Genomic DNA, 13,861 nt, shown 5'->3' on the forward strand with positions numbered 1-13,861 from the left:
CAATGAACCTTCCCGCCGGGCGCGGTGGAGCGTCAGACGATTCTTACCCTTTCATGCGAGGCGGAAATGTTCATGGCTTCACGATACTTCGCCACGGTGCGTCGCGCCACCGGTATTCCCGAGGTTTTGAGCAGGTCAGCCAGCTTGGCGTCAGAAAGCGGCTTACGCGGGTTCTCGTCATCGATCAGCCGGCGCAGCATGGCCTGGATGGCGGTGCTGGACGCTTCGCCGCCACTGTCGGTATCGATGCCGGAGGCGAAGAACGCGCGCAGCGGCAGGGTGCCGCGCGGGGTGCGCACGTACTTGCGGGCGATCGCGCGTGAAATGGTGGATTCGTGCAGGCCGAGCTCGCCGGCCACTTCACGCAGGGTCAGTGGGCGCAGCGCCTGTTCGCCGAACTCCAGGAACGCGGCCTGCTGGTCGAGCAGGCAGCGCATCACCCGCAGCAGGGTCTCGCCGCGGGCCTCCAGGCCCTTGAGCAGCCAGCGTGCCTCCTGCAGGTGGGCGCGCATGTAGCCGGCGTCGGCCTCGCCGCAGCGGCGGATCAGCTGCTCGTAGCCGCGGTGGATGACCACTCTGGGCCCGGCGTGGCCGGCCAGGGCGGCGCGCCAGACGCCGTTCTGGCGCCAGACCACACAGTCCGGCACCACGTAGCTGTCGTGGGAGAGCTCGCCGATCTGGGTACCCGGGCGCGGGTCCAGCGAGCGCAGCAGCTGCACCGCGACCTCCACCTCGGCCAGTGGCTCGCGCAGCTCGTGGGCGATGCCGGCCACGCCGCTGCGGGGCAGGCGCTCCAGCGGGCCATCGGCGATGCGCCGGGCCAGGGCCAGGCCCGGGGTCTGCGCGGGCAGTACCAGCAGCTGCAGGTCCAGGCATTCACCCAGGGAGCGCGCACCGACCCCGACCGGGTCGAAGCGCTGGATCTGGTGCAGCACGGTCAGGATTTCAGCCTCATCGGCCTGGATGGTCGGGAGCAGGGTTTCGGCGATGGTTGCCAGGGGCTCGCGCAGGTAACCGTCTTCTTCGAAGGCATCGATCAGGGCCGCGCCAATGCTGCGGTCGCGGGCCGACAGGTGCGACAGGTGCAGCTGCCAGAGCAGGTGGTCGGCCAGCGATTCGGTCTCGGCCACGCGTTCGGCGGCGCTGCCGTTGTCGTCATCGTCGAAGGAGCCGCCGCTGCTGCCGCTGGTCCAGTCGCCTTCGCCGGGTGACCAGTCGTCGCTGGCCGAGACCTGGTGCTCGCCATCGGCGTGGGTATCGGTGGGGGCGGGCGGGGGCGTGTCCTCGCCAGGACTGGCCTCGAGCGCCGGTTCAGCGTTCTCGGCCCAGTCCAGCAGCGGGTTGGTCTCCACCGCTTCGTTGATTTCCAGCTCGAGCTCGGCGCTGGACATCTGCAACAGCTTGATCGCCTGACGCAGCTGCGGCGTCATGACCAGGTGTTGCCCCATCGATGTCTGCAGCCGTGCTTTCATGCCTGTGCCGAACGGAAGGAAGGCGTTGCGGCGGCCGCTGGATCAGAGCTTGAAGGTGTCCCCAAGGTAGACGCGGCGGACGTCGGCGTTGGCCAGGATCTCGTCCGGCGCGCCCTGTGCCAGCACGCTGCCCTCGTTGAGGATATACGCGCGGTCGCAGATTCCCAAGGTTTCGCGGACATTGTGGTCGGTGATCAGCACCCCGATCCCGCGCTGCTTGAGGTGGGTGACGATGCGCTGGATTTCACCGACCGAGATCGGGTCGACACCGGCGAATGGTTCATCGAGCAGGATCAGGCGCGGTTTGGCGGCCAGCGCGCGGGCGATTTCACAGCGGCGGCGCTCACCACCGGAGAGGCTCGCACCGAGCTGGTCGGCCACGTGGTTGATCTGCAGCTCGTCCAGCAGGCTGGCCAGTTCCTTTTCGCGGCCGGCCTTGTCCAGGTCCTCGCGCAGTTCCAGCACCAGGCGCAGGTTGTCGGCCACGGTCAGCTTGCGGAACACCGAGGGTTCCTGCGGCAGGTAGCCTACGCCCTGCTTGGCGCGGGTGTACATCGGGTCGCTGGTGATGTCCTTGCCGTCCAGCACGATGCTGCCGGCATCGGTCTCGACCAGGCCGACGATCATGTAGAAGCAGGTGGTCTTGCCGGCACCGTTGGGGCCGAGCAGGCCGACCACTTCACCGGCCTCCAGGGTCAGCCCGAAATCCTTGACGACTTCACGCTGCTTGTAGCGCTTGCGCAGGCCTTTGGCGACGAGCATTACTTCTTGCTCCCGGCGGCGGGCGGAGTGGCCGACTTGGCCGCGGGCGTGGCCGGCTTGGCAGCCGGGGTGGCCGGTGCGGCGCCCTTGTTCTTGGGCTGGATGACCGTGCGCACGCGGGTGCCGTCGCCACCGCTCTGCATGTTGCCGGTGCGGGTGTTGTACGTCATCTTCTGGCCGCTGTTGGTGCCGCGCGGCGACTCGACCTTGTAGTTGCCGGTGAGGATGATCACTTCGCTGTTGACGTTGTAGTCCATGTTGTCGGCCCAGGCATTCATCTTGGAGCCGTCATCCATTTCCTGTTCCAGTGTGGCCTGCTTGCCGGTCAGCACGACGCGTTCGATATCGCCGTTCTTGCGGAACAGATCGGCGTTGGCGGCGTGGATCACCAGGCTGCCCTGGGTGATCACCACGTTGCCGGTGAACGTGCACTTGCCCGCATCGTCGGTCAGGTTGCAATCGTTGCTGTTGGATTCCAGGTTCATCGGCTGGTTGCGGTCGGACGACTTGGCCAGCGCCACGCCGGGCAGCAGCAGGGCGAGCAGCGCGAGCTTAGCGGGCAGCGTTCGGTTCATAGCGGGTCTTGACCTGTGAAAGGAGTTTGTACTGCCGGGTTTTCATGTCGGCTTCGAAGCCGACACCTGTCTGCGACAGGCCCGGGCGGGTCATGGTGACCCGGGCATCGGTCTTGGCACGGTTCTCTTTCGGGAACACGTCCAGATGATCGGTGCGGAAGGTGGTGGGCGGTGCACCGGCAACCTTGGGGCTGTCGCCGCTGACGTTGCCGATGAGCTTGAGCTGGTCGCCCTTGGCGCTGACCCAGCCACTGTCGCCACGCATTTCCCAGTGGTTGCCGTCCTGGTCGGGCAGCAGGAACACGGGCGTGGTCAGGGTCATCGTTTCATCGCTGCGCGCACGCTCCAGCAGCGGGGCGCGCAGGGTGGTGGATTCCTTGCCCTGTTCGTCCAGCGCCACGATCTGGAAATCATGCAGCACGTAATCCTTGGTGGCATCCTCGCCCTCGGCCGCGGGGGCCTTGTCGCGATGGTGCAGGGCCAGCCAGCCGGTCAGCAGTGCGGCGACCAGCAGCAGGCCACCGATGGCGGTACGCACGTTCATGCGCCGAACCTCGCCAGCACCGCATCCACATGGCCCTGGGCGGCCAACAGCACGTCGCACAGCTCACGCGCCGCGCCCTTGCCGCCATCGCTGCGGGTCTGCCAGTGCACCCGCTCGGCGATCCACGGGTGGGCATTGGCCGGCGCGACCGCCAGGCCGACCGCGCACAGCGGGCCGAGATCGGGCAGGTCGTCACCCATGAAGGCCACCTGGTCCAGGCCGATGCCGTACTGCTCACACAGCGCCTTGACGCTGGCCAGCTTGTCGCCAACCGCGATCTGGGTATCGATGCCCAGGTCCGCCCCACGCTTGAGCGCGGATTGGCTGTTGCGCGCGGTGATCAGCACCGGGTGGATACCGTGGTGTTGCAGCAGTTTCAGGCCGAGTCCGTCCTGCACGTAATACGCCTTGCTCTCGTTGCCGTCCTTGTCGTAGTAGAGCCGACCGTCGGTGAGCGTGCCGTCCACGTCGAAGCAGGCCAGCCGGATACGGCCGGCAGCGGCATGCAGGTGGGACGGGAAACCGGGCAACGGGGAGTAGGGCATCGTCTGGGGGCAGCTCAGCTGAATGGAGGAAGGCAACTGTGGTTTAAACCACCCGGGCCCGCAACAGGTCATGAATGTTGAGCGCGCCGACCAGGTGGCCTTCGGCATCGACCACCATCAAGCCATTGATCTTGTGGGCTTCCATCAGCTGCGCCGCTTCGGCCGCGAGCTGATCGGCCCCGATGGTGCGCGGGCCGCGGGTCATCACATCGGCGATCCGCGCGCTGCGCACGTCCAGCTCGGTATCCAGCGCGCGGCGCAGGTCGCCGTCGGTGAACAGGCCGATCAGACGGTTGTCGGCATCCACCACCGCGGTCATGCCCAGCCGCTTGCGGCTCATCTCCACCAGGGCTTCGCTGAGGCTGGCGCCGACGTCCACGCGCGGCAGCTCATCGCCGCTGTGCATGACATCGGTGATGTGCAGCAGCAGGCGGCGGCCCAGGCTGCCGGCCGGGTGGGAGCGGGCGAAGTCGTCGGCGGTGAAGCCGCGGGCATCGAGCAGGGCCACGGCCAGCGCATCGCCCATCGCCAGCGAGGCGGTGGTGCTGGAGGTCGGGGCCAGCGCCAGCGGGCAGGCCTCGGCCGGCACGCTGACATCCAGGTGAACGTCGGCGGCGGTGGCCAGGCTGGACTGCGGGCGGCCGGTCATCGCGATCAGGCGGTTGCCCTGGCGCTTGAGCACCGGCAGCAGCATCAGCAGCTCATCGGACTCGCCCGAATAGGACAGCGCCAGCACCACGTCGGCCTCGGTGATCATGCCCAGATCGCCGTGGCCGGCTTCACCGGGGTGCACGTAGAAGGCCGGGGTGCCGGTCGAAGCCAGCGTGGCGGCGATCTTGCGGGCGACATGGCCGGACTTGCCCATGCCGGTGGCGACCACGCGGCCCTTGCTCTGCAGGACCAGCTGGCAGGCCTGGCTGAACGCTTCGCCCAGCCGCTCGGCGACCGCGCCCAGCGCATCGCGCTCGATCTCGAACACGCGGCGGCCGCTGGCGACCAGTGCCGCAGCGTCGGCCGGATGGGGAAGTTGGGGCGAGACAGCCATGCGAGCGCCACGTGGAAGAGTAGAATGAGCGCTCATTTTATTAGGAAAGCCCGTTGGACGCCGAGACCATCCGCAATCTGATCGAAACCGGCCTGCCTGGCGCCCGCGCGGACGTGCAGGGTGACGACGGCGTGCACTTCGAGGCCACCGTGGTCTGCGACGCCTTTGCCGGCAAAATGCCGCTGGCGCGTCACCGCATGGTCTACGCGACCCTGGGCGATCTGATGGGCGGGGCGATTCATGCGCTGGCGCTGAAGACCGTCACCCCGGGCGAAGCGGGTTAGTCCGCGGACCGATTAGATCAGCCGACCAATCAGATCAGCCGACCAACGGTCGGCTCTACCTCAATTCAAGTAGATTCCATGGCCAAGATCGTAGTGACCGGCGGCAAGCCGCTGCACGGTGAAGTGAACATTTCCGGCGCCAAGAACGCTGTCCTCCCCATCCTGTGCGCGACGCTGCTGGCCGATGCGCCGGTGGAGATCACCAACGTGCCGCACCTGCACGACGTGGTCACCACCGTGAAGCTGCTCGGTGAGCTGGGCGCCAAGGTCACCATCGACCAGGGCACCCTCTCGCGGGGCAGCGCGATCGTGGTCGACCCGCGCTCGGTCAATCAGCACGTGGCCCCGTACGAGCTGGTCAAGACCATGCGCGCCTCGATCCTGGTGCTCGGCCCGCTGCTGGCCCGCTTCGGTGCGGCTGAAGTGTCGCTGCCGGGCGGCTGCGCGATCGGTTCGCGTCCGGTTGACCAGCACATCAAGGGCCTGCAGGCCCTGGGGGCGGAGATCACCGTCGAGAACGGCTTCATCAAGGCGCAGGCCAAGCGTCTGAAGGGTGCGCATTTCACCTTCGACATGGTCAGCGTCACCGGCACCGAGAACGTGCTGATGGCCGCCGTGCTGGCCGAAGGCACCACCGTGCTGGACAACGCCGCAATGGAGCCGGAAGTCACCGATCTGGCGCACTGCCTGATCGCGCTCGGCGCGAAGATCGAAGGCCTGGGCACTGCCCGCCTGGTGATCGAAGGCGTGGAGACGCTGTCCGGTGGCCGTCATGAGGTGCTGCCCGACCGCATCGAAACCGGCACCTTCCTGGTCGCCGCGGCGATGACCGGCGGCAAGGTCACGGTCAATCGTGCCCGCCCGAACACCATGGATGCGGTGCTGGCCAAGCTGGTGGAGGCCGGTGCGCACATCGAGACCACCGAAGACAGCATCACCCTGGACATGGGCGGCAAGCGCCCGCGCGCGGTCAACCTGACCACCGCGCCGTACCCGGCGTTCCCGACCGACATGCAGGCGCAGTTCATGGCGCTCAACTGCGTGGCCGACGGCGTGGGCGTGATCAACGAAACGATCTTCGAAAACCGTTTCATGCACGTCAACGAGCTGCTGCGCCTGGGCGCGGACATCCAGGTCGAAGGCCATACCGCGATCGTGCGCGGTGCCGAGCAGCTGAGCGGCGCGCCGGTGATGGCGACCGATCTGCGCGCGTCGGCCTCGCTGATCCTGGCTGGCCTGATGGCCGAGGGTGACACCACCATCGACCGCATCTACCACCTGGATCGCGGCTACGAGAACATCGAAGAGAAGCTGTCCTCGCTGGGCGCCACCATCCGGCGTATCGCCGCATGATCCTGCGCGGCCGGTTCACCCGCCGCCGCAAGGCGCTGCTGGTGCTGGTACTGATCGTGCTGGCGTGGCTGGGCTACGCCTGGTACGCCGGCATCGCGATCACCCAAGGCATCCAGCAGGAAGACATGGACTGGAACGCGGACGGTACGGTCAGCCGTACCGAAGTGTTCCAGTCGTTCTATGCGGTCGGCGTGGACAAGAGTGTCGACGGCAACCGGCAGTGCAGCACCTACTACTGGCGCGACACGCGGCAGCAGATCCGGGTGGACTGCAAGACGGTGTTCGGCGAGGCCAGGCCGGAATGAAAAAACGCCCGCGAAAGCGGGCGTTTTTCTTGGTCAGTTCATCCCTTTGATCGTCAGATCCAGCGCATCCTTGCCGCTCTCACGCTGCAGCAGACGCGCCGGCACCGGAAACTCCGGCACGATCCAGGCGATCAGCTCCTTGTTGCCGTCCACGCGCGAGACCTTGGTCGCGTCGTAGGACTTGCCCGCCACGGTGATCTTTTCCTTGCCGACCACCTTGTAGGACATCGGCTTGATCCGGCCTTCGTCCACCATGCGGTAGTTCAGCGGCTTGCCGGCGGCCAGATCACGCGCGATCGCCAGGTTGATCAGCAGGGCATCCATGTCGCCGGGCTTGAGCGCCACCGGACCACGGCGGTCCGGCTTGACGTCGCCGGTCCAGGTGGCCTGGTTGCTGTTCCAGTTGTAGTTGGCATCGACATTGCGCTTCTTGACCAGCAGCACCGAGCGGTCGTTGCTGGTCAGCGGGCGCAGGCGGCCGTTGGCCTCTTCGAACACGGTGGTCTGGCTGAGATCGGCCAGCTGGTTCTTCACGTTCAGGCTGTAGCGCCACTTGTTGGCGCCTTCGCTGGCCAGGGTCATGGTGCCGTTGGCCTGCATGCCCATGTAGCTGGCCTGGTAATCGGCCTTGAACGGCTGCAGCGCCATGGCCGGCAGGCTCACCACGGCAAGGGCGCCGGCGGCGATCCAGGTCAGCGGACGGTTCAGTGTGGTCATGCTCAGACTCCTTGGTATTCGATCAGGCGCAGATCAATCCGATCTTCGCCGTCTTCGCGTTGCAGGATGCGGACCGGCGTGGGGACACCGTTGGCGATCCAGAGGATGGTTTCGTCATTGCCGCCGTTGGTGCGATACACCCGCAGCGCGTTGTAGGACAGATCGCCGACGGGCACGTTCTCGGTGTCCGGTGCGGCCTGGTAGTCGTGCTGGCGGACGCGGCCCACGTCCACGTAGCGGTAATGCATCTGCCCGCCGGGACGCGCATCGCGCATGATCGCCAGGTTCAGCAGCAGCGCGCTCTGGTCGCCGGGCTGCAGCGGGATCGGCTGGCGGCGTTCCTTCTTCAGATCGCCCAGCCATTGGGCGGTACCGGCCTGCCAGTCATAGGTGCCGGTGACCTTCTTGCCCAGGAACAGGCCCTTGCGGACCGTGCTCTGGCTCAACGGCACATAGGTCCCGTTGCGGTTCTCGAACACCGTGCTCTGCTCCAGGTTCAAGCCGAGCACGCTGGCGAAACCGCTGCGGCCGACCACCTGCATGTCCACGCGCCACTGGTCACCGCCGGTGTGGGTGACACGCATGGTGGCATCGCCGGCCTGCTTGCCCTTGTAGAGGGCCTGGTAGGTGGCGGTGAACGGCTGCAGCGGCGGCGCTTCCCAGCTCATGGCAGGCAGCGCGGGCAGCGGTGGCGTGGCCGTCTCCTGCGCGTGGGCAAGGGCGGCGGTGCACAGCAGGGATGCCATCAGCAGCACGGGCTTGAACAAAGGCGTTCTCATGCGGGCCGGTCGGTGGAGGAGGGGAAAGAATGCCAGCGCCGGGATCAGCGGCGTGTGTGCGCGGCGCTTATCGGTTCAGCTGTCCGGCGCAATCTAGGCGCAGCGGGCTAAACAGGGGGTGACCATCGAGCTGGAGCTGACCTGCCTGTTCAGTTACGCGGCCGCTGACCAGCAGCGCGAGGCTGGCGATCAGCAGCGGATGCTCCACGGCCAGCACCCGCAGGGCCAGGGCGTCGGCGGTGTCGCCGGCCTGCACCGGCACCCGGGCCTGGGCCAGCACCGTGCCGGCATCCAGTTCGGGCACCACGAAGTGCACGCTGGCGCCATGCTCGGCATCGCCGGCCTCCAGTGCGCGCGCATGCGTGTGCAGGCCCTTGTAGAGCGGCAGCAGCGAGGGATGGATGTTGACCAGGCGGCCATCGAACCGGGCCACGAAGGCCGGGCCGAGGATGCGCATGTAACCGGCGCAGACGATCCAGTCCGGCGCGAAGGCGTCCAGCGCATCGGCCATCGCCGCATCGAAGGCGGCGCGGTCCGGGAAGTCCTTGGGCGAACGTGCCCAGCGCTGATCCGGGCTCACCTTGAGCAGGGCCGAGGCTTCGGGCTTGTCCGAGAGCACGGCCACGACCTGCGCATCCAACCGCTGCGCGGCGATGGCATCGAGGATGGCCTGCAGATTACTGCCCCGGCCGGAGGCAAGGACGGCGATACGGCTGCTCATGCGGTTGGGAAGGCCGCCTTGACCGCGGGGCGCGACAGCACCACCAGGGTGAACACGCCCAGCGCGGTACCGAATGGCATGAAGATGCAGGCGATGCCGGCCACCACCATGCACAGCAGGTAACGCCGGTGCTGCGCCAGGCAGCGCCCGGCATAGGCCATGTAACCGGCCAGCACCAGCCCGGCAACGCAGCCCAGCCCGCCGATCAGCACGAACACCCACCCAAGCAGGCGCGGATCGAACGGCGGCGGCGCCTCACCGGGCGCCAGCGGCGCCGGCGCGGCGAAGATCACCGCCACGCCCATCAGCAGGTAGATCAGCGGGAACAGCGAGAACAGGGCGGTCAGACCGGCCAACACATAGTGGAAGACCGACAGCAACTGCAGCTGCGAGGTGTCGCCCGCCGTGGCCGGCAGGGACGGCGCCGCTGCGGTGGGCAGCGACGGCGGTTGAGCGGCGGCCTCCGGGCGGGGCTCCATGACCGGGTTCAGCCGATCTTGACGCGTTCGGCGCCGTCGGCGCGGGTCACTTCACCGATGGTCCAGTGGTCCAGGCCCTGCGCGGCCACCGCGGCACCGACCGAGGCGGCGTCGCTGGCGGCCACGATCAGCACGAAGCCGATGCCGCAGTTGAAGGTGCGCCACATCTCGCTGTCGGCCACGGCGCCTTCCTTCTGCAGCCACTGGAACACCGGCGGCAGGGTCCAGGCGTCGGCCTTGATGTCCAGGCCCAGGCCGTCGGGCACCACGCGGATGATGTTCTCGGTCAGGCCGCCACCGGTGATGTGGGCCATGCCGTGGATCGCCGCGCCGTGGGTCTTGAGCAGCGCCAGGATCGGCTTGACGTACAGGCGGGTCGGCGCCATCAGCGCATCGACCAGCTTGACCCCGCCGTCCAGCTCCAGATCGGCTGGCTGACCGGCGCGGTCATAGATGCGGCGCACCAGCGAGTAGCCGTTGGAATGCGGGCCGGAGGAGGCGATGCCGATCAGCACGTCGCCGGCGGCCACGCTGGCGCCGTCCTTCATTTCGCTCTTCTCGACGCCGGCGACGGTGAAGCCGGCCAGGTCGTACTCGCCCGGGGCATACATGTCGGGCATTTCAGCGGTCTCACCGCCGATCAGCGCGCAACCGGCCTCGGTGCAGCCGTTGGCGATGCCGCCCACGACCGCCGCAGCGGTGTCGATGTCCAGCTTGCCGGTGGCGAAATAATCCAGGAAGAACAGCGGCTCGGCACCCTGGACCAACACGTCGTTCACGCACATCGCGACCAGATCGATGCCGATCGTGTCGTGGCGGCCCAGCTGTTGTGCGAGCTTCAGCTTGGTGCCCACGCCGTCCGTGCCCGAGACCAGGACCGGCTCGCGGTACTTGTTGGAGAGGTCGAACAGGGCGCCGAAGCCACCCAGTCCGCCCATGACTTCCGGGCGGAAACTGCGCTTCACCAGCGGCTTGATGCGCTCGACCAGCTCATTGCCCGCGTCGATATCGACACCGGCGTCGCGGTAGGTCAGGGGAGAGGGATTGGACGGGGAATTGGTCACGGGCGTCGGCGCTGCGCTGGGGTGAAGGCGCGATTTTAACAGGCCACGTTGGCGCGCAGGCCCTATTCGGGCAACAATTCCCCCCGGATACGCTCAATGGAAGTCCTGATGCGCCGCAGCCTCTTTTTCATGATGTTCCTCGCGTTGTGCCTGCCGGTGGCCTCGATGGCCCAGAGCGGCCTGCGCACCGAAGGCGATGTGGCCAGTGCCAGTGGCGCTTACGAGGCCGAGGTCCCGGTCAACAGCCAGGCCGATTCGGACCGCAACGGTGCCCTGGCCAGGGCGCTGGGCAATGTGCTGGCCAAACTCTCGGGCGACCGCAGCGTGATGAGCCGCCCCGGCGTGATGCAGGCCCTGCGCAATGCCAAGGATTACGTGGCCAGCTATGACTACCGCCAGGACCAGAGCACCTCGGCCGGTGGCGCGCCGAGCTACCGCACCATCCTGGTGGCGCGCTTCCGCGAGGATGACGTCGATGGGCTGATCTCTGCCCTCGGGCTGCCGCTGTGGCCGCAGCCCCGCCCGAAGCCGGTGATCTGGCTGGCCATCGATGATGGCTCCGGCCCGCGCCTGGTGACCGTCCAGCAGGCCAATGCGGCCCGCCCGCTGCTCAACCGCGCCATCGAGCGCGGCTACAAGCTGGGCCTGCCCTCGGGCAGCGCCGCCGAGCAGGCACTGGTCGGCGCGATCTGGCGCCAGGACACGGCCGCCGTGGCGCGGGCCTCCGCGCGCTATGCCCCACCGATGCAGCTGATCGGCAAGCTCTACCGCGATGGCAGCGGCTGGGTGGCGGACTGGGTGTTCGTTGATGGCGGCAAAGAACTGAACAAGTGGACCACCAAGGACAGCGACGCCCGCCGTGCGATGGCCAGCGGTGCCGACGGCGCCGCGGATGCGCTGGTGCGCCGCTACGCCAAGGCCGGGGCCGCCACCGGCGCCGCCGGGACCTACACGATCGTGGTGCTGGGCCTGAACAGTGCCGAGGATTACATGCGCCTGGCCGCCGGCCTGCGCGAGACGGCCGTGGTCCGCAACGTCACCCCGGTGCGCGCCTCGGGCGATCGCCTGGAGCTGTCGCTGGAACTGACCACCGGCCTGGCCGGCCTGAACCGCATGCTCGGCGACAACGGCGTGATCGCGCCGACCGCGCCGCTGGGACTGCCGGTGCCGATCGATGAAACCAACCCCTCGGCCCTGCCGCCGCCGCCCAGCAACGAGTACCGCCTGCGATGATCCTCACCCCCGAAGCGGAAATCGCGCAGTTCCTCAGGCGGTTGAAATACGTCCTGGTGGCGCTCGCCGCCGGCTGGGTGATCTGGCTGCTTGGCCCGATCCTGACCCCGTTCGTGCTGGCCCTGGCGTTGGCGTGGCTGGGTGACCCGCTGGTCGACCGGATCGAGGCTACCGGTCGCTCGCGCAACACCGGCGTGGTGCTGGTGTTCGTGGCGATGATCCTGTTGATCACCGCCGCCTTGCTGATCCTGGTGCCGATGATCGAGCGCCAGGTCGCCACCCTGGTGGCGGCGATCCCGCAGGCCCAGCAGTGGCTGATGGAAAAAGGCATCCCGTGGTTCGAGCAGAAAACCGGGCTGGAGATCATGCAGTGGATGGACCCGGATCGCCTGATCGAATGGGTGCGCAGCCATTGGCAGCAGGCCGGCGGCTTCGCCAAGACCTTCTTTGGCTACGTGCAGCGCTCGGGGTTCACGATGGTGACCTGGGTGGTCAACATCCTGCTGCTGCCGATCCTGGCGTTCTACTTCCTGCGCGACTGGGACAAGCTGGTCGAGCGCGTGGCCTCGATGATTCCGCGCAACCATGTCGGCACCATCACCAAGCTGGCGCGTGAGTCGGACGAAGTGCTCGGTGCGTTCATCCGCGGCCAGTTCCTGGTGATGATCGCGCTGGGCGTGGTGTACGCCGCCGGCCTGTCGCTGGTCGGCCTGAAACTGGGCCTGTTGATCGGCCTGGTGGCTGGCCTGATCAGCTTCATTCCGTACCTCGGCGCGACCACTGGCATCGTCATGGCGGTCGCGGCGGCGCTGGTGCAGGCGCAGGGCTTCGATCTGAAGCTGCTGATCCTGGTCGGCGTCGTGTTCACCGTGGGTCAGTTGCTGGAAAGCTACGTGCTGACCCCGCGCATCGTCGGCGACAAGATCGGCCTGCACCCGGTGGCGGTGATCTTCGCGGTGATGGCCGGTGGCCAGCTGTTCGGCTTCCTCGGCATGCTGCTGGCCCTGCCGGTGGCGGCGGTCAGCAACGTGCTGCTGCGTTATGCACATCAGCGCTATCGCCAGAGCGATCTGTACGCCGGTGAGAAATCGGCGATCGTGCTCGATGCCTACGTCGACAAGCCCGAGATCGTGATCGTCGGCACCCCGAAGGGGCCGGACGCACAGTGAGTGTCGTTCCGCAGTTGCCGCTTGCCCTGCGCTACCCGCAGGACGAGCGGTTGGAGACCTTCATCGGTGCGCCGGATGGCGCGCTGGCGCAGCTGCGCGCCATTGCCGTGGGCGCCGCGCACGACTGGGTGTATCTGGAGGGCGCGCCGGGCACCGGCAAGACCCATCAGGCGCTGGCGATGTGCTCGCTGGCCGAACAGGCCGGCCGCCAGCCGACCTATCTGCCGCTGAAGGCGGTGGTGGGGCGTACGCGCGCCGCGCTGGAATCACTGGAAGGCCGCGACCTGGTCGCGCTGGATGGGCTGGATGCCGTGGCCGGGCAGCGCGAAGACGAAGTGGCGCTGTTCGATTTCCACAACCGTGCGCGCGCGGCGGGCATCACCCTGCTGTACACCGCGCAGCACGCGCCGGATCAACTTGGGCTGGTGTTGCCGGACCTGCGCTCACGCCTGCAGCAATGCGTGCGCGTGGTGCTGCAGCCGCTGGATGACGAAGGCCGCGCGGCGGTGCTGCGCGAGCGCGCGGCGCGACGTGGCCTGGCGATCGATGAAGCGGCGATCGAATGGTTGCTGACCCGTACCGGCCGCGAGCTGGGCAGCCTGGTCAGTCTGTTGGATTGGCTGGACCGCGAATCGCTGGCGGCGCAGCGCCGCATCACCGTGCCGTTCCTGCGCCAGGTCCTGGAAGACGGCCCACACCTGTTGTAGAGCCGACCGTTGGTCGGCTGCTCAGGAGACGGCCCCACCGTGTAGAGCCGACCGTTGGTCGGCTGCTCTGGCGGGCTCGGGCGGAGAGCAGCCGACCAACGGTCGGC

Annotated in this window: 17 protein-coding genes; 6 read left to right on the forward strand and 11 right to left on the reverse strand. The window is 67.7% G+C overall.

The genetic code is table 11. From position 1 onward, the window contains the following. Nucleotides 1–32: 32 nt before the first annotated feature. Genes ABE422_RS17815 through ABE422_RS17840 form a run of 6 tightly spaced genes read right to left on the reverse strand, consistent with a single transcriptional unit; the run spans nt 33 to nt 4,943 of the window. A complete protein-coding gene (locus ABE422_RS17815; protein ID WP_313212885.1) occupies nt 33–1,472 on the reverse strand; it encodes an RNA polymerase factor sigma-54 in 1,440 nt (479 codons plus the stop codon). 42 nt (nt 1,473–1,514) lie between these two features. After that, a complete protein-coding gene (lptB, locus tag ABE422_RS17820) occupies nt 1,515–2,234 on the reverse strand; it encodes an LPS export ABC transporter ATP-binding protein (protein ID WP_019185407.1) in 720 nt (239 codons plus the stop codon). Next, a complete protein-coding gene (gene lptA / locus ABE422_RS17825; protein WP_346483432.1) occupies nt 2,234–2,809 on the reverse strand; it encodes a lipopolysaccharide transport periplasmic protein LptA in 576 nt (191 codons plus the stop codon). The genes lptB and lptA overlap by 1 nt, the downstream gene beginning before the upstream one ends. Further along, on the reverse strand, nt 2,787–3,353 hold the full coding sequence (gene lptC, locus ABE422_RS17830; protein ID WP_121043149.1) for an LPS export ABC transporter periplasmic protein LptC: 567 nt from the start codon (nt 3,351–3,353) through the stop codon (nt 2,787–2,789). Before lptC ends, lptA begins: the two co-directional genes overlap by 23 nt. Next, nucleotides 3,350–3,898 carry an HAD hydrolase family protein gene (locus ABE422_RS17835; protein ID WP_313212891.1) on the reverse strand — a complete coding sequence of 183 codons (549 nt, stop codon included), beginning with the start codon at nt 3,896–3,898 and terminating at the stop codon, nt 3,350–3,352. Before ABE422_RS17835 ends, lptC begins: the two co-directional genes overlap by 4 nt. Before the next feature lie 43 nt (nt 3,899–3,941). Further along, complete coding sequence (locus tag ABE422_RS17840; RefSeq protein ID WP_313212893.1) at nt 3,942–4,943, reverse strand: KpsF/GutQ family sugar-phosphate isomerase; 1,002 nt, start codon at nt 4,941–4,943, stop codon at nt 3,942–3,944. Between the two features lie 53 nt (nt 4,944–4,996). On the opposite strand from ABE422_RS17840, the gene ABE422_RS17845 reads away from it, so the two are divergent. From ABE422_RS17845 to ABE422_RS17855, 3 genes are all read left to right on the forward strand, one after another. Next, the gene (locus tag ABE422_RS17845; RefSeq protein ID WP_313212896.1) at nt 4,997–5,227 is read left to right on the forward strand and encodes a BolA family protein; all 231 of its coding nucleotides are present in this window, start codon (nt 4,997–4,999) and stop codon (nt 5,225–5,227) included. Nucleotides 5,228–5,305: 78 nt separating this feature from the next. After that, nucleotides 5,306–6,580 (forward strand): UDP-N-acetylglucosamine 1-carboxyvinyltransferase, encoded by a 1,275-nt coding sequence (murA, locus tag ABE422_RS17850; RefSeq protein WP_313217454.1) that lies wholly within the window; start codon nt 5,306–5,308, stop codon nt 6,578–6,580. After that, nucleotides 6,577–6,885 carry an EF-hand domain-containing protein gene (locus tag ABE422_RS17855; protein ID WP_313212589.1) on the forward strand — a complete coding sequence of 103 codons (309 nt, stop codon included), beginning with the start codon at nt 6,577–6,579 and terminating at the stop codon, nt 6,883–6,885. Before murA ends, ABE422_RS17855 begins: the two co-directional genes overlap by 4 nt. Before the next feature lie 33 nt (nt 6,886–6,918). Here the strand turns inward: ABE422_RS17855 and ABE422_RS17860 are convergent, their stop codons facing one another. From ABE422_RS17860 to purM, 5 genes are all read right to left on the reverse strand, one after another. Further along, nucleotides 6,919–7,602, reverse strand: coding sequence for a DUF3108 domain-containing protein (locus ABE422_RS17860; RefSeq protein ID WP_313212590.1), 684 nt, complete (start codon nt 7,600–7,602; stop codon nt 6,919–6,921). A 2-nt stretch (nt 7,603–7,604) separates the two neighbouring features. Next, the gene (locus tag ABE422_RS17865) at nt 7,605–8,348 is read right to left on the reverse strand and encodes a DUF3108 domain-containing protein (protein WP_313212610.1); all 744 of its coding nucleotides are present in this window, start codon (nt 8,346–8,348) and stop codon (nt 7,605–7,607) included. 100 nt (nt 8,349–8,448) lie between these two features. Beyond that, nucleotides 8,449–9,102, reverse strand: a complete 654-nt coding sequence (gene purN, locus ABE422_RS17870) for a phosphoribosylglycinamide formyltransferase (protein WP_313212591.1) — start codon at nt 9,100–9,102, stop codon at nt 8,449–8,451. After that, entirely contained in the window at nt 9,099–9,581 is a 483-nt protein-coding gene (locus ABE422_RS17875; protein WP_346482157.1) for a hypothetical protein, read from the reverse strand. The genes purN and ABE422_RS17875 overlap by 4 nt, the downstream gene beginning before the upstream one ends. A gap of 8 nt (nt 9,582–9,589) precedes the next feature. Further along, nucleotides 9,590–10,615 (reverse strand): phosphoribosylformylglycinamidine cyclo-ligase, encoded by a 1,026-nt coding sequence (gene purM, locus ABE422_RS17880; RefSeq protein WP_313212611.1) that lies wholly within the window; start codon nt 10,613–10,615, stop codon nt 9,590–9,592. Nucleotides 10,616–10,753: 138 nt separating this feature from the next. Between purM and ABE422_RS17885 the strand changes: the two genes are divergently transcribed. Genes ABE422_RS17885 through hda form a run of 3 tightly spaced genes read left to right on the forward strand, consistent with a single transcriptional unit; the run spans nt 10,754 to nt 13,754 of the window. After that, nucleotides 10,754–11,878, forward strand: coding sequence for a DUF2066 domain-containing protein (locus ABE422_RS17885; protein ID WP_346482156.1), 1,125 nt, complete (start codon nt 10,754–10,756; stop codon nt 11,876–11,878). Further along, a complete protein-coding gene (locus ABE422_RS17890; protein WP_313212594.1) occupies nt 11,875–13,047 on the forward strand; it encodes an AI-2E family transporter in 1,173 nt (390 codons plus the stop codon). The genes ABE422_RS17885 and ABE422_RS17890 overlap by 4 nt, the downstream gene beginning before the upstream one ends. Further along, complete coding sequence (gene hda, locus ABE422_RS17895; RefSeq protein ID WP_019185422.1) at nt 13,044–13,754, forward strand: DnaA regulatory inactivator Hda; 711 nt, start codon at nt 13,044–13,046, stop codon at nt 13,752–13,754. Before ABE422_RS17890 ends, hda begins: the two co-directional genes overlap by 4 nt. The last annotated feature ends 107 nt before the right edge of the window (nt 13,755–13,861 follow it).

The organism is Stenotrophomonas sp. TWI1151 (genome assembly GCF_039673135.1).
In the GTDB taxonomy this organism is placed as follows: Bacteria; Pseudomonadota; Gammaproteobacteria; order Xanthomonadales; family Xanthomonadaceae; genus Stenotrophomonas.